Annotated in this window: 15 protein-coding genes and 27 tRNA genes; 41 read left to right on the top strand and 1 reads right to left on the bottom strand. The window is 34.1% G+C overall.

Annotation, left to right across the window (positions count from 1 at the left end):
- Positions 1-29: 29 nt before the first annotated feature.
- The 36 genes from KA828_RS11215 (at position 30) to fumC (ending at position 11291) form a co-directional block, all read left to right on the top strand.
- Positions 30-105, top strand: a tRNA-Val gene (locus tag KA828_RS11215).
- Between the two features lie 20 nt (positions 106-125).
- Positions 126-201, top strand: a tRNA-Thr gene (locus tag KA828_RS11210).
- 8 nt (positions 202-209) lie between these two features.
- Positions 210-282 (top strand) — tRNA-Lys (locus KA828_RS11205).
- A gap of 9 nt (positions 283-291) precedes the next feature.
- Positions 292-373: transfer RNA gene (locus KA828_RS11200), tRNA-Leu, on the top strand.
- Between the two features lie 3 nt (positions 374-376).
- Positions 377-451, top strand: a tRNA-Gly gene (locus KA828_RS11195).
- Between the two features lie 14 nt (positions 452-465).
- Positions 466-554 (top strand) — tRNA-Leu (locus tag KA828_RS11190).
- Positions 555-565: 11 nt separating this feature from the next.
- Positions 566-639, top strand: a tRNA-Arg gene (locus tag KA828_RS11185).
- Positions 640-647: 8 nt separating this feature from the next.
- Positions 648-721, top strand: a tRNA-Pro gene (locus tag KA828_RS11180).
- Between the two features lie 25 nt (positions 722-746).
- A tRNA-Ala gene (locus tag KA828_RS11175) sits at positions 747-822 on the top strand.
- Between the two features lie 24 nt (positions 823-846).
- Positions 847-920, top strand: a tRNA-Met gene (locus tag KA828_RS11170).
- Between the two features lie 28 nt (positions 921-948).
- Positions 949-1022: transfer RNA gene (locus KA828_RS11165), tRNA-Ile, on the top strand.
- A 9-nt stretch (positions 1023-1031) separates the two neighbouring features.
- Positions 1032-1121 (top strand) — tRNA-Ser (locus KA828_RS11160).
- A 9-nt stretch (positions 1122-1130) separates the two neighbouring features.
- Positions 1131-1206 (top strand) — tRNA-Asp (locus KA828_RS11155).
- Positions 1207-1241: 35 nt separating this feature from the next.
- A tRNA-Ser gene (locus tag KA828_RS11150) sits at positions 1242-1334 on the top strand.
- 11 nt (positions 1335-1345) lie between these two features.
- Positions 1346-1419: transfer RNA gene (locus KA828_RS11145), tRNA-Met, on the top strand.
- An 11-nt stretch (positions 1420-1430) separates the two neighbouring features.
- Positions 1431-1506, top strand: a tRNA-Asp gene (locus tag KA828_RS11140).
- An 11-nt stretch (positions 1507-1517) separates the two neighbouring features.
- Positions 1518-1590 (top strand) — tRNA-Phe (locus KA828_RS11135).
- Between the two features lie 9 nt (positions 1591-1599).
- Positions 1600-1675, top strand: a tRNA-Thr gene (locus KA828_RS11130).
- 6 nt (positions 1676-1681) lie between these two features.
- Positions 1682-1765, top strand: a tRNA-Tyr gene (locus KA828_RS11125).
- A gap of 8 nt (positions 1766-1773) precedes the next feature.
- A tRNA-Trp gene (locus KA828_RS11120) sits at positions 1774-1847 on the top strand.
- 2 nt (positions 1848-1849) lie between these two features.
- Positions 1850-1922 (top strand) — tRNA-His (locus KA828_RS11115).
- Positions 1923-1936: 14 nt separating this feature from the next.
- Positions 1937-2008: transfer RNA gene (locus KA828_RS11110), tRNA-Gln, on the top strand.
- 5 nt (positions 2009-2013) lie between these two features.
- Positions 2014-2087 (top strand) — tRNA-Cys (locus KA828_RS11105).
- Between the two features lie 8 nt (positions 2088-2095).
- Positions 2096-2170: transfer RNA gene (locus KA828_RS11100), tRNA-Gly, on the top strand.
- Positions 2171-2182: 12 nt separating this feature from the next.
- Positions 2183-2257 (top strand) — tRNA-Gly (locus KA828_RS11095).
- Between the two features lie 12 nt (positions 2258-2269).
- Positions 2270-2344 (top strand) — tRNA-Gly (locus KA828_RS11090).
- A gap of 44 nt (positions 2345-2388) precedes the next feature.
- Positions 2389-2472: transfer RNA gene (locus KA828_RS11085), tRNA-Leu, on the top strand.
- A gap of 442 nt (positions 2473-2914) precedes the next feature.
- Entirely contained in the window at positions 2915-3973 is a 1059-nt protein-coding gene (locus tag KA828_RS11080) for a PTS sugar transporter subunit IIC (protein ID WP_210126239.1), read from the top strand.
- 277 nt (positions 3974-4250) lie between these two features.
- Positions 4251-5705: an ABC transporter substrate-binding protein/permease gene (locus KA828_RS11075; protein WP_210126238.1), complete on the top strand. Its 1455-nt coding sequence runs from the start codon at positions 4251-4253 to the stop codon at positions 5703-5705.
- Positions 5698-6420 carry an amino acid ABC transporter ATP-binding protein gene (locus KA828_RS11070; RefSeq protein ID WP_210126237.1) on the top strand — a complete coding sequence of 241 codons (723 nt, stop codon included), beginning with the start codon at positions 5698-5700 and terminating at the stop codon, positions 6418-6420. Before KA828_RS11075 ends, KA828_RS11070 begins: the two co-directional genes overlap by 8 nt.
- Positions 6421-6574: 154 nt before the next feature.
- Entirely contained in the window at positions 6575-7702 is a 1128-nt protein-coding gene (gene queG, locus KA828_RS11065) for a tRNA epoxyqueuosine(34) reductase QueG (protein WP_075108969.1), read from the top strand.
- On the top strand, positions 7703-8173 hold the full coding sequence (gene trmL / locus KA828_RS11060; protein ID WP_053030624.1) for a tRNA (uridine(34)/cytosine(34)/5-carboxymethylaminomethyluridine(34)-2'-O)-methyltransferase TrmL: 471 nt from the start codon (positions 7703-7705) through the stop codon (positions 8171-8173). It begins immediately after the preceding gene.
- A 171-nt stretch (positions 8174-8344) separates the two neighbouring features.
- On the top strand, positions 8345-8944 hold the full coding sequence (locus tag KA828_RS11055; protein WP_210126236.1) for a 6-phosphogluconolactonase: 600 nt from the start codon (positions 8345-8347) through the stop codon (positions 8942-8944).
- A 22-nt stretch (positions 8945-8966) separates the two neighbouring features.
- Positions 8967-9116 (top strand): SAS053 family DNA gyrase inhibitor, encoded by a 150-nt coding sequence (locus tag KA828_RS11050; protein WP_142237138.1) that lies wholly within the window; start codon positions 8967-8969, stop codon positions 9114-9116.
- 194 nt (positions 9117-9310) lie between these two features.
- On the top strand, positions 9311-9718 hold the full coding sequence (locus KA828_RS11045; RefSeq protein WP_193839169.1) for a hypothetical protein: 408 nt from the start codon (positions 9311-9313) through the stop codon (positions 9716-9718).
- 187 nt (positions 9719-9905) lie between these two features.
- A complete protein-coding gene (gene fumC, locus KA828_RS11040) occupies positions 9906-11291 on the top strand; it encodes a class II fumarate hydratase (RefSeq protein WP_075108972.1) in 1386 nt (461 codons plus the stop codon).
- Between the two features lie 64 nt (positions 11292-11355).
- Here the strand turns inward: fumC and KA828_RS11035 are convergent, their stop codons facing one another.
- Positions 11356-12180, bottom strand: coding sequence for an RluA family pseudouridine synthase (locus KA828_RS11035; RefSeq protein ID WP_053030617.1), 825 nt, complete (start codon positions 12178-12180; stop codon positions 11356-11358).
- 188 nt (positions 12181-12368) lie between these two features.
- On the opposite strand from KA828_RS11035, the gene KA828_RS11030 reads away from it, so the two are divergent.
- The 5 genes from KA828_RS11030 (at position 12369) to KA828_RS11010 (ending at position 16694) form a co-directional block, all read left to right on the top strand.
- Entirely contained in the window at positions 12369-13478 is a 1110-nt protein-coding gene (locus KA828_RS11030) for a GAF domain-containing sensor histidine kinase (RefSeq protein WP_193839171.1), read from the top strand.
- Between the two features lie 22 nt (positions 13479-13500).
- Positions 13501-14124, top strand: coding sequence for a response regulator (locus tag KA828_RS11025; protein WP_053030614.1), 624 nt, complete (start codon positions 13501-13503; stop codon positions 14122-14124).
- A 263-nt stretch (positions 14125-14387) separates the two neighbouring features.
- The gene (xdrA, locus tag KA828_RS11020; protein WP_053030612.1) at positions 14388-14852 is read left to right on the top strand and encodes an XRE family transcriptional regulator XdrA; all 465 of its coding nucleotides are present in this window, start codon (positions 14388-14390) and stop codon (positions 14850-14852) included.
- Between the two features lie 297 nt (positions 14853-15149).
- Entirely contained in the window at positions 15150-16280 is a 1131-nt protein-coding gene (locus KA828_RS11015) for a DUF445 domain-containing protein (RefSeq protein ID WP_210126235.1), read from the top strand.
- A 69-nt stretch (positions 16281-16349) separates the two neighbouring features.
- Positions 16350-16694, top strand: coding sequence for a YlbF/YmcA family competence regulator (locus KA828_RS11010; RefSeq protein WP_011275418.1), 345 nt, complete (start codon positions 16350-16352; stop codon positions 16692-16694).
- Positions 16695-16924 lie beyond the last annotated feature (230 nt).

Raw genomic sequence — 16924 nt, 5'->3', positions numbered from 1 at the left:
GAGTAGGACGTTGCCAGGCATATAGTAATGGAGAATTAGCTCAGCTGGGAGAGCATCTGCCTTACAAGCAGAGGGTCGGCGGTTCGAACCCGTCATTCTCCACCATTTAAACTTAAAACTAAATAGCCGGCCTAGCTCAATTGGTAGAGCAACTGACTTGTAATCAGTAGGTTGGGGGTTCAAGTCCTCTGGCCGGCACCATCTATTTTGAGCCATTAGCTCAGTTGGTAGAGCATCTGACTTTTAATCAGAGGGTCAGAGGTTCGAATCCTCTATGGCTCACATGTATACGCGGGTGTGGCGGAATTGGCAGACGCACTAGACTTAGGATCTAGCGCCTTACGGCGTGGGGGTTCGACTCCCTTCACCCGCATACGCGGAAGTAGTTCAGTGGTAGAACACCACCTTGCCAAGGTGGGGGTCGCGGGTTCGAATCCCGTCTTCCGCTCCATTATTTAATATAGTGCCGGGGTGGCGGAACTGGCAGACGCACAGGACTTAAAATCCTGCGGTGAGAGATCACCGTACCGGTTCGATTCCGGTCCTCGGCACCATATATAATTTTGCGCCCGTAGCTCAATTGGATAGAGCGTTTGACTACGGATCAAGAGGTTATGGGTTCGACTCCTATCGGGCGCGTTCTCTTACGGGAAGTAGCTCAGCTTGGTAGAGCACTTGGTTTGGGACCAAGGGGTCGCAGGTTCGAATCCTGTCTTCCCGATAGGAACTTTATTTAAATACAATATGGGGGCTTAGCTCAGCTGGGAGAGCGCCTGCTTTGCACGCAGGAGGTCAGCGGTTCGATCCCGCTAGTCTCCACCATATTACATTTACAAACTAGATAACGGCGGTGTAGCTCAGCTGGCTAGAGCGTACGGTTCATACCCGTGAGGTCGGGGGTTCGATCCCCTCCACCGCCACTACTTATTAGTTGTAGAATTATAATTTGGACCTTTAGCTCAGTTGGTTAGAGCTAACGGCTCATAACCGTTCGGTCGCAGGTTCGAGTCCTGCAAGGTCCATATAATTTTGGAGGAATACCCAAGTTCGGCTGAAGGGATCGGTCTTGAAAACCGACAGGGGCTTAACGGCTCGCGGGGGTTCGAATCCCTCTTCCTCCGTATTTTAATGGTCTCGTAGTGTAGCGGTTAACACGCCTGCCTGTCACGCAGGAGATCGCGGGTTCGATTCCCGTCGAGACCGCCATTTATCAATTTTATAGTAATTTACATTTAATTAGTGGAGGAATACCCAAGTTCGGCTGAAGGGATCGGTCTTGAAAACCGACAGGGCCTTAACGGGCCGCGGGGGTTCGAATCCCTCTTCCTCCGCCATTAATTATTATCGCGGGATGGAGCAGTTCGGTAGCTCGTCGGGCTCATAACCCGAAGGTCGGTGGTTCAAATCCGCCTCCCGCAATTACATTTTTAGGTCTCGTAGTGTAGCGGTTAACACGCCTGCCTGTCACGCAGGAGATCGCGGGTTCGATTCCCGTCGAGACCGCCATTACAAATTATGGTTCAGTAGCTCAGTTGGTAGAGCAATGGATTGAAGCTCCATGTGTCGGCAGTTCGACTCTGTCCTGAACCATTTCACTATGCCGGCCTAGCTCAATTGGTAGAGCAACTGACTTGTAATCAGTAGGTTGGGGGTTCAAGTCCTCTGGCCGGCACCATCTCTTGGAGGGGTAGCGAAGTGGCTAAACGCGGCGGACTGTAAATCCGCTCCTTCGGGTTCGGCAGTTCGAATCTGCCCCCCTCCACCATCTATAATAGGGACATAGTTCAACGGTAGAATAGAGGTCTCCAAAACCTTTGATGTGGGTTCGATTCCTACTGTCCCTGCCATGGCGGTTGTGGCGAAGTGGTTAACGCATCGGATTGTGGTTCCGACACTCGAGGGTTCGATTCCCTTCAACCGCCCTTAATAATATTAATGGGCTATAGCCAAGCGGTAAGGCAACGGACTTTGACTCCGTCACGCGCTGGTTCGAATCCAGCTAGCCCAGTTATTGGCGGCATAGCCAAGTGGTAAGGCAGAGGTCTGCAAAACCTTTATCACCGGTTCAAATCCGGTTGCCGCCTCCATGCACGATGCGGAAGTAGTTCAACTTTTAGAACACATTCCTTCCCGGAATGAGATATAGGTGCAAATCCTATATTCCGCTCCATATTTTAATAATGCGGGAGTATTTCAACTCTTAGAATATGTTCCTTCCCGGAACAAGGTATAGGTGCAAATCCTATCTTCCGCTCCATATTTTAGTAATGCGGGAGTATTTCAACTTTTAGAATACGTTCCTTCCCGGAACGAGATATAGGTGCAAATCCTATCTTCCGCTCCAAGTTTTTGCTTCCAAATGGAAGTTTTTTATTTATCAAAAATTGAGCCGGCGTGGCGGAATTGGCAGACGCGCGGGACTCAAAATCCCGTTCCTGTATTGGAGTGTCGGTTCGACCCCGACCGCCGGTATACTTTTAAATTCTGTTAGGAATTTTTAGAGTGAAAATGTTGTTAAATCAATGTTTTCGCTCTTTTTTTATGCTTTTAGACACTTTTAAAAACTATTTTTATGTCACATCTATGTCACGAGATGGGACTAAATTAAAAATTTATGTCACAAGTTATATCACAACTCATTAATGATTTTAAGTGTTTTCTTATTATCTTTTTCATAAGTTTCTTTTAGATAATGGGCTTAATCTTGCATTGTTATATCAATAGAAAATGGCTTAGACTTTAGGATATGATAAAACAATTTAAAACTTTATTTGATAATAATTTTTAAATAACTTTTTTAATGGTTTGTATTGTTAGTATCAACATTAATTTTTGATTAAAACTTATTTGTTCATATTGTTAAACACGGTAGATTGTACTAATATAAAGCTAATGTTTAAAATCGGAGGCTACTATGAGTAAACAACGCATAAGTTTAAAGTATTTTTTTAGTAATATTCTCAATGCTGTAGGGGCTGGAGTTGTTATTGCTTTATTGCCAAATGCATTGTTGGGAGAATTTTTAAAATTATTTATGGATAATCATCCATTACTTCAATTAGTATTCCATTTAGTGATTATTATTCAATCATTTATGGCATTTATTATTGGAGTTTTAGCAGCACATCAATTTAAGTTTAATGGTGCAGGCTCATGTATGGTTGGCGTAGCGGCTATGCTTGGATCTGGAGCGGTACAATTTACCTCTCAAGGTATTGCATTAAAGGGCATTGGTGATATTATTAATATTATTTTAGTGGTCATTATAGCGTGTGCATTATATATGCTTTTGCAAGGGAAATTAGGATCACTTGAAATGATTATATTACCAGTCTTAATTCCTGTTGCAAGTGGTTTAATTGGACTTTTAACATTACCTTATGTACAAACCATAACTAAAGGTCTTGGTCATATGGTAAATTCATTTACAGCTTTGAATCCACTCATTATGTCAATTTTGATTAGTGTAACGTTCTCATTATTGATGGTTACACCGATTTCATTAGTTGCTATTGCCACAGCTATAAGCTTAACTGGTTTAGGAAGTGGTGCAGCCAATATGGGAATTGTAGCTGCTTGTGTTACTTTCATATTTGGATCAATACGAGTTAATTCAATGGGTGTTAATATTGTATTACTCATTGGTGCTGCCAAAATGATGATACCTGTATATTTAAAGCATTTAATCATTGCGGTTCCTCTAACTTTAAATGGTATCGTATCAGGCGTATTAGCATACGCCATTGGAATTAAAGGTACACCATTATCTGCTGGATTTGGATACACAGGTTTAGTTGGACCAATCAATGCCTTTAATAGGATGCCTGGTGATGCAACAATGAATATTATTTTGCTTATTTTTGGTTACTTGGTAATTCCATTTGTGAGTGCATTTATTATTCATGAAATATGCAAAAAATTAATTCCTAGTTATCATGATGATATTTATAAATTTGAAATACCTAAGCAATAAAGCTTGCTTACGAGCCAGGAATATATTTAATATTGAAGTTATTATACAAATTCGCAGTAGGTGACTGAACTGTTAAGACACTAAAGTTCTTTTTTCAGTATAGTCATCCTTGCGTGTGGTCAATAAAAAATTTTATAAAGATATTCTACAAGCTAAGCAAGCTGGGAGTTGGACAATGAATTTAAAAAGAATTCTGTCTAACTCCTTTTTTTAAATATACTATTGTATATTAATACGTTTATATGTATAATAATGAATTAATTAAAGGAGGTTGCTTATGAAAATAATTACTAAAGTACTAACTATAGCAATCTTAATTAGTTTGACATTGATATACATACAACCAATGGTATTAGCTGATGAAGATGCAACTTGGAATAAAATTAAAGAAAGAGGTGAATTAAGAGTAGGGCTATCAGCCGATTATGCACCACTGGAATTTGAAAAAACAAAAAATGGTAAGACAGAATATGTGGGTGTAGATATTGAATTAGCTAAAAAAATTGCAAAAGATAATCATTTAAAATTAAAAATTGTTAATATGCAATTTGATAGTCTACTTGGCGCTTTAAAAACTGGAAAAATAGACATTATAATATCTGGTATGACGTCTACACCTGAAAGGAAAAAAGAAGTAGACTTTTCAGAGCCATACATGGAAACAGGTAATGTAATGTTAATTAGAGAAAATAATAGTGATGTATTTCATACGTTAAATGATTTTAAAAATAAAAGAATAGGCGCTCAAAAAGGCAGTGAGCAAGAAAAAATTGCGCAGCAAGAAATAGAAAATGCACAATTAAGTTCACTCAATCGTTTACCAGATGCAATTTTAGCTTTGAAAAGTAAAAAAATTGATGGATTAGTTATTGAAAAGCCAGTAGCTGAAGCCTACGCTAAGCAAAATAAAGATTTAAAAATTGCCAATGTCTCATTTAATGAGGAGAAAAAACCTACAGTCATTGCTTTACCTAAAGACTCACCTATTTTATTACAGCATTTAAATGAGTCAATCAAAAATGTTAAAGATCATAATTTAATCAATAAATATATGAACATAGCTTCAGAACAAATGGTTGACGATGGTAGTTTTATTCAAAAGTATGGGACTTTCTTCGTTAAAGGATTGCAAAATACTGTACTTATTTCTTTAATCGGTGTAATTTGTGGAGCAATTATTGGATCATTTATTGCACTTGCAAAACTTAGTAAATTTAAAATTCTTTCATGGCCAGCGTCAATTTATATCGCATTTTTGAGAGGAACACCAATGTTAGTGCAAGTTTTTATAGTCTTTTTTGGAACAACTGCACTCTTAGGGTTAGATATTTCTGCACTTATTTGTGGAACGATTGCATTAGTCATAAACTCTTCTGCCTATATTGCAGAAATAATTAGAGCTGGAATTAATGCCGTTGATAAAGGTCAAACTGAAGCTGCGCAATGCTTAGGTTTAAATTATTCAAAAACAATGATTCATATTGTATTACCTCAAGCATTTAAAAATATATTACCAGCTTTAGGAAACGAATTTGTAACTTTAATAAAAGAGTCATCTATTATATCTACAATTGGTGTTGGTGAAATTATGTTCAACGCTCAAGTTGTACAAGGTATATCATTTGATCCTTTCACACCATTAATCATAGCTGCATGTATGTACTTTATATTAACTTTCTCATTATCAAGCGTTATGAGTTTAATTGAAGGGAGAATGAAAGCAAGTGATTAAAATAGAAAATCTAACTAAAAAATTTGATAAAATTGAAGTACTTAAAGATATTAATTTGGAAATAAATAAAGGTGAAGTTTTAGCCATCATCGGACCATCTGGAAGTGGTAAAAGCACATTGCTAAGATGTATAAATTTGTTAGAGACACCAACTAGTGGAAAGGTTATTTTTGAGGGAACTGAACTGACTCATCAGAATAATAATTTAAATAAATTACGTCAAAAAATGGGAATGGTATTCCAAAATTTTAATTTATTTCCACATAAAACAGTCTTGGATAACATCGTTTTGGCACCTAAGTTACTAAATATGAACGATTTAAATCAATTGAAACAAGAGGCACTTGCATTACTTAAAAAAGTGGGACTTGAAGATAAAGCTGATGTTTATCCTTCACAATTATCCGGCGGGCAAAAGCAAAGAGTTGCGATAGCTAGGGCATTGGCTATGCATCCAGATATCATATTATTTGATGAACCTACATCTGCATTAGATCCCGAAGTTGTATACGATGTGCTCAATGTCATGAAAGATCTAGCTAAAGAGGGTATGACAATGGTTGTTGTGACTCATGAAATGGGATTTGCGAGAGATGTAAGTGATAAAGTTATTTTTATGGCTGATGGATACGTTGTAGAAGAAGGTTCACCTCAACAACTATTTCAGTCACCGAAGCTTAAAAGAACACAAAACTTTTTATCTAGAGTACTATAGAAATAATAATGACTGATTAAGGAGTCTGAGACATATACGTTTCAGACTCCTATTAAAATGTAAAGATACTTAAATAGTCCATAAATAATTAACGATTTCTTTAAGAGGATTGTGTTAAAATGTCATATGTATCATTTTTAAGGAGGCAAATGTATTGGATTATAATTGGCTTAAAGAAGAAATTATCGATTATGCATATTCAATAGGCATAGATAGCATTGGTTTTACTACAGCTGATCCATTTGATGAACTTAAAAAGAAATTAGAAGATTATCACGCAAAAGGCTATGCTTCAGGGTTTGAAGAATCAGATATTGCATTACGAACTGAGCCAAAATTAAGTTTGCCTACTGCACGTTCAATTATAGCAATAGCTGTTGGATATCCTAATAAACTTAAAGGTGCACCTAAAAGTGTTAGAGGTGATCGTCGCGGGATGTTTGCACGCGCTTCTTGGGGACAAGATTATCACTCAATTATGCGAAAGCGTTTAGATAAACTTGCGGATTTTATACAATCTAAAGTGCCCGAAGTAGAAATACAGAGTATGGTTGATACTGGCGTGTTATCCGATAGGGCAGTTGCAGAGCGAGCTGGACTTGGATTTGCAGGTCGAAATGGATTTATTATTAACCCCGATTTAGGTACCTGGACTTACTTAGGAGAAATGTTAGTGAGTATACCATTTGAGCCAGATGATCCAATTCTTGATAGCTGTGGTGACTGTACGATATGCGTTGATAGGTGTCCTACGGGAGCACTTGTTGGAAACGGTCAATTAAACGCTCAAAAGTGTATTAGCTTTTTAACACAAACGAAAGGATACCTACAAGATGAATATAGATATAAAATAGGTAATCGTTTATATGGATGTGATACATGTCAACAAGTTTGTCCTAAAAATAAAGGAATAAACACGACACATGATGATATTATACTAGAACCTGAGATATTGAAACCACGATTAGTACCATTATTACAAATGAGCAATAAAGAATTCAAACAAACTTATGGTCATTTAGCAGGTGCTTGGCGTGGAAAAAAACCAATTCAACGTAACGCTATTATTGCATTAGCACACTTTAATGAAGTTGCCGCTATACCTGAACTTAAAGAAGTAGCATTAAATGATCCAAGGCCAATGATTAGGGGAACTGCGTACTGGGCAATTGGCCAAATTCTAGGAGAAGAAGCACGTGAATTCATAGACGAAAACTATGAACATGAACTTGAAGAAGTTCAAAATGAAATGATAAAAGGATTAGAAATGAGGAAACTTTAAATGACAAATCATATTGTTTTATTTCAACCAGAAATTCCTGCTAATACAGGTAATATCGCTCGTACTTGTGCAGGGACAAATACACATTTGCATTTGATTAAACCATTAGGGTTTAGTACGGATGATAAAATGTTAAAACGAGCTGGTCTTGATTATTGGGAACACGTTAATATTACCTATCATGAAAGTATTGAAGACTTCTTTGATATTACAAATGGTGAATATTATTTATTAACTAAATTTGGTAAACAAACTTATAGCGATTTTAATTTCGCTAAAGAGAATACAGATTATTATTTTATATTTGGTAGGGAAACAACTGGATTACCTGATTGGGTTAAAGAGAAATACGCGGATACAGCATTAAGAATTCCTATGAGTGAGAATATTAGATCATTGAATTTATCTAATACAGCAGCATTGTTAATCTATGAAGCGTTACGACAACAAAACTTTCCTGGTTTATCGTAAACGTTAATTCGAAAGTTGAAATTCAATGCATCTTTTTATTAAAAAATGTTATATTTATTAGTGATTTAATATAACATTTTTAAAATAGTTTGATTTAATGTCTACAAGGGTATTCTAATAAATAATACGTTATTTATAAGACATTGATGAACTAAGAGGAGTGTAAAGACAATGGCAATGAACTTTAAAGTATTTAATGATGTAGAACACGTAGCTGAATACACAGCAGATATCATTAGAAAGCAATTTAATAACAATCCTACAACGATTGCTGGCATTCATTTAACTAAAGATGCCGCACCAGTATTAGATGAACTAAAGAAAGATGTTGATCATCATGCAGTCGATTTTAGTCAAATAAATATTTTGGATTATGATGATAATCGTTCATATTATGAGGCGTTAGGCGTACCTGCTAGCCAAATTTATCCAATTAATTTTGATGATGATGCGGAGTCTTTAATTGATGATAAAATCAAGACGAAAGAGAATAAAGGAAAATTAATTCTACAAGTTACATCTATTGATGAAGCGGGTAGTTTAAATGTAAACGTAAGACAAGGTTTATTAAAATCACGTGAAGTTGTTTTAGTTGTGACTGGTGCAAATAAACGTGAAGTTGTTAAAAAACTTTATGAAGAAAATGGTAAATCAAGCTTTGAACCTTCTGATCTTAAAGCACATAGAATGGTAACAGTAGTGTTAGATAGAGCGGCTGCTGAAGGTCTACCTGAAGATGTTAAAGAATATTTCACTGCTAGATTTGCTTAAATTTAAAAGTGAGGTTTGACAAATGACTGAAAATAAAGATTCGGAACTAAATTATCGTGAAGAAGAAAATGCGATGGTGCAAGATTTAGATGATTTAAAAACCTTAGGCAAAGAGATGGAACAAATTTCTGAAGAAAATGATGAGGACAAATTAAATCAATCGCATGAATAGATGATAGCTTTAAAACGAATACTTTTGATTCATATAAACTTGAGACCTTTAAAGATGTCTCGAGTTTATTTTTTTAGGAAACAAGCATACTAAGTAAATGTAAATTTTTACTAGTTTAATGGCTGAATACAATTTAATGCATTATGAAATATGGTAAAATATATTTCAATCATTAAATATAAGGAGAGCGTAAAATGTTACATAAATATTGGCTTCCACTAACGATTGCCACTATTTTGATTAGTTTACTTTCAATTAAAGGATTCCCAATCGCATTTGGTGCACTTTATCTACCTATATTGTTTAAAATTATTAAATTGCAATTAAACTTATCCAACGGTTTAATTGAAAATATAAGTGCGCAACCTTTCATCAAAAGTAATCAAACAGGTGTATTCATAAGTGTGTTATGTTGTATTTTAATAACTGGTATTTTAATGTATTCATTAAATGATTTTTATGCACAACTCACGGGATTTATAGGCTTTCTAATTCAATTAAGTCCTTTTACATTGATCATTAGTGTGGTGTTATATATTTTAAGCGCTTTAGCAGTTATTAAAGCAGTTAAAGTTAAATATGGTTATAACAAGCATGAATAAGGTTAATTCGGTGAAGAACAATTGAATAGTGTATCAAAAATAACGATTAGAATAATGCATCCATATTCTAACCGTTATTTTTTAATTTGAGCTTTAATTTGTTGAAACCGCTTTAATAATGCGTTGCCCCTTTAATTTAAATAATGCTATACTATGGTTAAATAATTGTATAAGGGGAGATTTTCGCATGTCAGTAAGAATTGAACACGATACATTCGGAGAAATTGAAGTACCTGGAGATAAATATTGGGGTGCTCAAACGGAGAGAAGTAAACGAAACTTTCCAGTAGGTAAAGAACGTATGCCAATTGAAGTGGTTTATGGATTTGCCCAATTAAAAAGAGGTGCAGCATTAGCCAATCATGAATTAGGAAAATTAAGTGATGCTAAAAAAGATGCCATCATTTACGCTTGTGATTTAATCTTAAAAGGGGAATTAGATGAACATTTCCCACTTGTTGTTTGGCAAACAGGAAGCGGTACTCAAAGTAATATGAACGTTAATGAAGTTGTTAGCTTTGTAGCAAATAAATATTTAAAAGAGCAAGGTATTGACGAATCAATTCATCCTAATGATGATGTGAATAAATCTCAAAGTTCAAATGATACATTCCCAACAGCAATGCATGTTGCGTTATATCATGAAGTGGAAACAAAACTTGAACCCGCTTTAAAACATCTTCGTGATACTTTTAAAGAAAAAGAGGATAAGTATCAATCAATTATTAAGATTGGTAGAACACATTTACAAGATGCGACACCAATTAAATTAGGACAAGAAATCAGTGGCTGGCGTTATATGTTAGATAAATGTGAAGAATTACTAGCAGAATCAAAAAAACATATCTTAAGCTTAGCTATCGGTGGAACTGCTGTTGGTACAGGTATTAATGCGCATCCAGAATTTGGTAATAAGGTTGCTAAATTTATCTCAGATAATACTGGATATAACTTTGTATCATCTGACAATAAATTCCATGCATTGACATCTCATGATGAAGTTGTTCAATTACATGGTACGTTAAAAGCGTTAGCAGCAGATTTGATGAAAATCGCAAATGATATTAGATGGTTAGCGTCTGGTCCGAGAGCGGGACTTGCAGAAATTTCAATTCCTGAAAATGAACCAGGATCATCAATTATGCCTGGTAAAGTAAATCCGACACAATGCGAAATGCTTACAATGGTTGCAGTTCAAGTTATGGGTAATGATACAACAGTAGGTATTGCAAGCTCACAAGGTAATTTTGAACTGAATGTATTTAAACCAGTGATACTTCATAACACATTACAGTCAATCTATTTACTAGCTGATGGTATGCAAACATTCAATGATAACTGTGCGGTAGGCATTGAACCAATTGAAGAAAATATTAATAATTATTTAAATCAATCATTAATGTTAGTAACTGCTTTAAATCCGCATATTGGTTATGAAAAAGCAGCTCAAATTGCTAAAAAAGCACATAAAGAAGGATTAACTTTAAAAGAATCTGCTATCCAATCTGGACATGTTACAGAAGAACAATTTAAAGAATGGATTAAACCTGAAGATATGGTAGATCCACATTAATAAAAACGCATAAAATAAATAAGGGAGTAACTGTCGACTGATATCGACAGTTACTCTCATTTTTTTATTCATCATCTAGGCTAACGGAGATGAGTGCTTGAGTTAATGGATGTTTAAATTCAATTTTATGACTATTAAGCTCTAACTGACGTAATGTTGAATCGCCATATAAAGGATCTCCAATTACAGGGTGACCAATTTCGGCTAAATGAACTCGAATTTGATGCGTACGACCAGTATCTAATTTAATATCTAATTGGCATACGCCTTCTTTTATCATTTTAGAAGATAGTATATGTGTAATTGCGCGTTGACCAGTGTTTGAAATTCGACGTTTATTAGGATGGAATTTATCTTTACCTATAGGACTATCAATCGTTTGAGGTTTAATAGGTAACAAAGATTTAACATTCGCTTTATATATTCTAGTAATTTCATTTTCTTCTAACATACGATCTAGAATTTTTTTCATCAAAGGGTTCTTCGCCACAATAAGTAAACCAACTGTTTCTTGGTCTAACCGATGGATAGGTTCTACATAATCACTATCTAGGGTGTAAATAACGTGATTCATTAGCGTATTACTTTCTTTTAAATCATTCGGGTGTGTCTTAACACCTTTAGGTTTCATAACAATAGCTAAATCATCATCTTCATAACTAATTTGTGCATAACGATAACTAGGTAAATAATTACTTTTTTCTTCAGGAGTAGGGATAAAAACGTCATCACCAGTAACCACTTTGTCTGTTAATTTAGCGGGCTGATGATTAATCGTTATTTCTTTTGACATATTTAATTGATGTAAATCTTTTTTAGGTAATTTCAATGATTGAAAGATTTCTCTCAATGTATTTTGATTATAATTCTCAGGTATTTTAAACTTCATAATTTCCTCCTATAGCATTCGCATTTATCATATCATATCTTCAGTTGCTATTGATGTACTTAAACATATTTATATGAAAATCACCATTACGTAGAACGAAATGTAACTTAAATATTTTTATATTTTTAAAAATTTAAATCTCACTGTATAATAATACTAATGCAAATTTGAGTAATTGGAGCGATTTGATGGAAAAACCGACACGTTTAGCATTATTAAAAGAGATAGCAGAATATCTCAATGAAGAAACGGAATTATATGACATGATGCATGGCGCTCTAAATTATTTAATCAAAGGAAGCAACTTTACGACTGGATGGATATTCTTTATAGATGATGATGGAGAACATGAAATCGTTGCTGATGTCGATCTTCCAGGTGCATTAAAAAGAAATCATTGTCGTTATATGAAAGAAGGGTCTTGTTGGTGCGTAACTGCATACCATCATGGTCGTTTAACAACTGCATCTAATATTATTAACTGTTCTAGAATAAATATAGCGAATCAGACATATAAAGCAGAAACAGAAGGTGTGACCCATCATGCAACAGTGCCATTACGGTCTGGAACGGAACAATATGGGTTACTTAATGTTGCATCACCTTATACAACACATTATAGTGAAGAGGATTTAGCTTTATTAGAATCTGTAGCATTACAAATAGGTTCTGCCATTAAACGTATATATTTAACGGATCAAGAAAAAGAGGCAGCTAGAATAAATGAGCGAAATCGTTTAGCAAGAGATTTACATGACTCAGTTAACCAACTATTATTTTCTTTGAAATTAACAGCCCATGCAGCACATGATATAACAACTGATGAAATGGCAAAAAAAGCCTTTAAGACGATTGAAGAAACAAGTCAAAGTGCTGTTAATGAAATGCGTTCATTAATTTGGCAACTAAAACCAGTAGGGCTTGAGCATGGATTAGTGCACGCGTTAAAGCAATATGCCCAAATTCTAAATATGAATGTAACTATCGATGTTGATGGGTTGATTGACTTATCTAACATCTTAGAAGAACACGTTTATAGAATTTTACAAGAATGTATCAACAATACTAAAAAGCATGCTCAAACCAAAGCAATACATATTATTTTAAAACAAGAAAAAGAGCGGTTGATGATTTCTGTTGAAGATGATGGTGTTGGTTTCGATATGAATAAAGCAATCAACAAATCATCACAGGGTTTAAGGAATATAAATCAACGTATCTATGCATTAAATGGGCAGTTTAAAATTGATTCAAAGCTAAATAAAGGAACAACATTACGATTCAGTATCCCTTTATAAATAGGTGAAAGGAGTCATCATTGTGGCAACAGTCATACTAATTGACGACCATCATATTGTAAGACAAGGACTTGAGTTTCTATTATCAACTGTAAATGATTTAGAAGTATTAGCTAGTTTAGCAGATGGTCAATCTCTAATTAATTATTTAAATGAACATGATATACCAGATATTATACTACTAGATTTGGTTATGCCTGAAATGAATGGTATTGAGGTGACAGAGTATGTGAAACAACACTATCCAGATATTAAAGTGTTGGTATTAACGAGTTATGTGGATGATGAACATGTTATATCAGCAATTAATAAGGGAGCTGATGGATATGAAATGAAAGATGTTGAACCTCAAAAATTGATAGAAACAATACATGACGTATTGAATGACAAACGTATTATTCATCCAGATGCTCAAAGTGTATTAGATACAGTTTCATCAAAACCACATAACACTAATAAGCTGTCTAAACGCGAAATAGAAGTATTAGCAGAAATGGTTAAAGGTAAAACAAATAAAGAAATCGCAAATACTTTGTTCGTGTCAGAAAAAACGATTAAAACACACGTGAGTCATATTTTTAATAAATTAAATGTGACTGATCGTACTCAAGCAGCCATTTATGCAATTGAAAATCGACTTGTATAAAATCGTATTTTATAAATGTATAGGGTAATAGACTTCAATTGCCATATAAATGCGGTTGAATATGACAAATAAGTTCGAAAATCGATTAATTTAATTATTTTGATAAATTTGACATTAATAAAATTGTCTACAAAAACAAAAATTCCTCTTTTCATTTTATTGAAAATATATTAAGATGTAATTTGTGTTTCAAGAAATGTGTATTATTGCAATTTCTTGTGTCCGGATAAATTAACCCCTATTAGAAAGGTAGAGAATAAAATATGGATAGACAGAGTTTCACAGATTTAATTCAAACAAAATTTAAAATGGTTCGTATTGAAGCGGGCTATACGCAAGATACAATGGCTCAAACAATTGGCCTTTCAAAAAAAACGTTAGTTCAAATTGAGAAAGAACGTGTGTTACCGAACTGGACGACATGTGTATCAATTTGTGCATTATTTAGAGATTCAGATGTACTAAATAATACATTTGGTTGTGATCCTTTGGAAATTGTACAAACTATTTCTCGTAATCATTGTGCATATCCAAATCATTCAACAACAAGTGATATTTATTGGAATACAATTGAAACGCGTAACGGCTTCATTTTACAAAGTAATAAAGTAAGTAATATCTATAGAGTGTTAAATTCTGAAAAACAACCAATCTTTGGTACTTCAAAATTAAGAGAAGCTGAAACATACTTCAATAGAAATGCGAAAGAAGAACTAATGCACGTTTAATTATAGTTAAATCATTATTATTCAGTATGAAAGTGATAGAAGAATCTTCATCGATTTAATCACTTCCGAGTAATATTTTTATTTATAAATCTAAAATAACTAGCAAGTTCAAATTTAACTTGAGTTTGATTTGATTGCTAATTTTAAGGCGAGCCTGTGATATTGATATCATGGCTCGTTTTTAATTTTCTTTCTGTAATGCATAATCTATTTAAATGAAGTGTAAATTAAAGGAATCATCAATTACAAAGTGATATAATCATCATATTGTAACAATAATTTTAAGGAGAAATTAAGATGCAGGCTTTTTTAGTTATCCTATTTATGGTGGTAGTAGGGGCTGTTATTGGTGGCGTAACAAACGTTATTGCGATTAGGATGTTATTTCATCCCTTTAAACCATACTATCTATTTAAAATGCGTGTACCCTTTACACCAGGGTTGATCCCAAAAAGAAGAGAAGAGATTGCTACTAAAATAGGGCAAGTGATAGAGGAACATTTAATTACGGAGTCTGTTATTAAGCATAAGTTAAACGAACCTCAAACGCGTGATGCTATCAATGATTTAGTAAGTAAGCAACTATCCAATTTAAGAAAAGATGATGCAACTATACGAAAGTTTGCACAACAATTTAATTTTGATATAGATGATCTAATTAATAATAAGATGAATCGCGTAGTACTAAATAAATTAAATTCGTATTATTATGATAAACAAGATACCTCAATTAATGAAATATTGCCGGCAGAAGTGATTACCATGGCAGATGAGAAGTTAGAACAAGCGGGTGATTTAATTAGAGAACGTGCACGTCATTATCTTTCATCAGATAAAGGTGCGAGAGATATCTATGACATGTTAGATACCTTCTTCACTGAAAAAGGTAAAATCGTCGGGTTATTACAAATGTTTATGACTAAAGAAAGTATTGCTGATCGAATTCAACATGAATTAATACGTTTGACCAGACATCCAAAAGCTAAAGCGATTATTGATAAAGTGATTCGAGATGAATATGAAACACTTAAATCTCAGCCTTTAGGCCAAGTTGTAAAGGAAGAGCAATTCACTCATATTACTGAGTCAGTCGTGCACTTAATTACTACGAATTTACAATTAAATCAAAATGTGGATATGCCATTAAAGAATTTAGCACCAACGTTAATTGATCATCTTCAAGCTGGGGTAGCAAGTACAATGACTGATTTAATTATTAAACAGGCATCAAATCACCTTTCAACCATTATGACTAAAATTAATTTACGCCAAATGGTTGAAGATCAAATTAATACATTCGATTTAGATTACATTGAAAAATTAATCATTGAAATTGCGAATAAAGAGTTAAAACTGATTATGTCATTAGGTTTTATTTTAGGTGGTATCATTGGATTTTTCCAAGGTTTAGTCGCAATCTTTGTCTAACTATAAATAATATGTTATGGTTATTAAGAGTTGTCAAAAATTACTTTACACTAAGGAGTGCAAACAGATATGGCAGTAAATTTATATGATTATGCAAATCAACTAGAACAAGCATTAAGAGATAGCGATGAGTATAAAGCTATTAAAGACGCTTTTTCTAAAGTTAAAGATAACGAAGAATCAAAAAAATTATTTGATGAATTCCGTGAAACACAATTAAGTTTCCAACAAAAACAAATGCAAGGTGAAGAAATTCCTGAAGAAGATTTAGCAAAAGCTCAAGAACAAGCTCAAGCTATTGAAAAAGATGAAAATATTTCTGAATTAATGCAAGCTGAGCAAAAAATGAGCCAAGTATTCCAAGAAATTAACCAAATTATTGTTAAACCTTTAGATGAAATTTATGCTGACTAATTGTTAGCATTTGAGCAGTCTGGGACATAAATAATATAATCATGCTATTTAGCAAATTCGCAGTAGCTGACTGAACTGAGAAGACGCTTAAATCAAGCTTTTCTCAGTTGTAGTCATCCTTGCGGGGGTGGGACGACGAATTCAAAAGAATTCTGTCCCGCTCCCTTTTCCTACGATTAGTCAATTACTTATCATTAAAATAATCATTACTTAACTAAACCGTTCAATTT

Origin of the sequence: Staphylococcus sp. GDY8P85P (genome assembly GCF_017892405.1) — a bacterium.
Taxonomy (GTDB): Bacteria; Bacillota; Bacilli; order Staphylococcales; family Staphylococcaceae; genus Staphylococcus; species Staphylococcus borealis.
The sequence above is the reverse complement of the archived record's forward strand: the minus strand, read 5'-3'. Positions and strand labels throughout refer to the sequence as shown.

Excerpts from the sequence above, each read along its gene's own strand:
- KA828_RS11080 (WP_210126239.1), top strand. The coding sequence starts at position 2,915 with ATGAGTAAACAACGCATAAGTTTAAAGTATTTTTTTAGTAATATTCTC.
- KA828_RS11075 (WP_210126238.1), top strand. The coding sequence starts at position 4,251 with ATGAAAATAATTACTAAAGTACTAACTATAGCAATCTTAATTAGTTTG.
- trmL (WP_053030624.1), top strand. The coding sequence starts at position 7,703 with ATGACAAATCATATTGTTTTATTTCAACCAGAAATTCCTGCTAATACA.
- KA828_RS11055 (WP_210126236.1), top strand. The coding sequence starts at position 8,345 with ATGGCAATGAACTTTAAAGTATTTAATGATGTAGAACACGTAGCTGAA.
- KA828_RS11050 (WP_142237138.1), top strand. The coding sequence starts at position 8,967 with ATGACTGAAAATAAAGATTCGGAACTAAATTATCGTGAAGAAGAAAAT.
- KA828_RS11045 (WP_193839169.1), top strand. The coding sequence starts at position 9,311 with ATGTTACATAAATATTGGCTTCCACTAACGATTGCCACTATTTTGATT.
- fumC (WP_075108972.1), top strand. The coding sequence starts at position 9,906 with ATGTCAGTAAGAATTGAACACGATACATTCGGAGAAATTGAAGTACCT.
- KA828_RS11035 (WP_053030617.1), bottom strand. The coding sequence starts at position 12,180 with ATGAAGTTTAAAATACCTGAGAATTATAATCAAAATACATTGAGAGAA.
- KA828_RS11030 (WP_193839171.1), top strand. The coding sequence starts at position 12,369 with ATGGAAAAACCGACACGTTTAGCATTATTAAAAGAGATAGCAGAATAT.
- xdrA (WP_053030612.1), top strand. The coding sequence starts at position 14,388 with ATGGATAGACAGAGTTTCACAGATTTAATTCAAACAAAATTTAAAATG.
- KA828_RS11015 (WP_210126235.1), top strand. The coding sequence starts at position 15,150 with ATGCAGGCTTTTTTAGTTATCCTATTTATGGTGGTAGTAGGGGCTGTT.
- KA828_RS11010 (WP_011275418.1), top strand. The coding sequence starts at position 16,350 with ATGGCAGTAAATTTATATGATTATGCAAATCAACTAGAACAAGCATTA.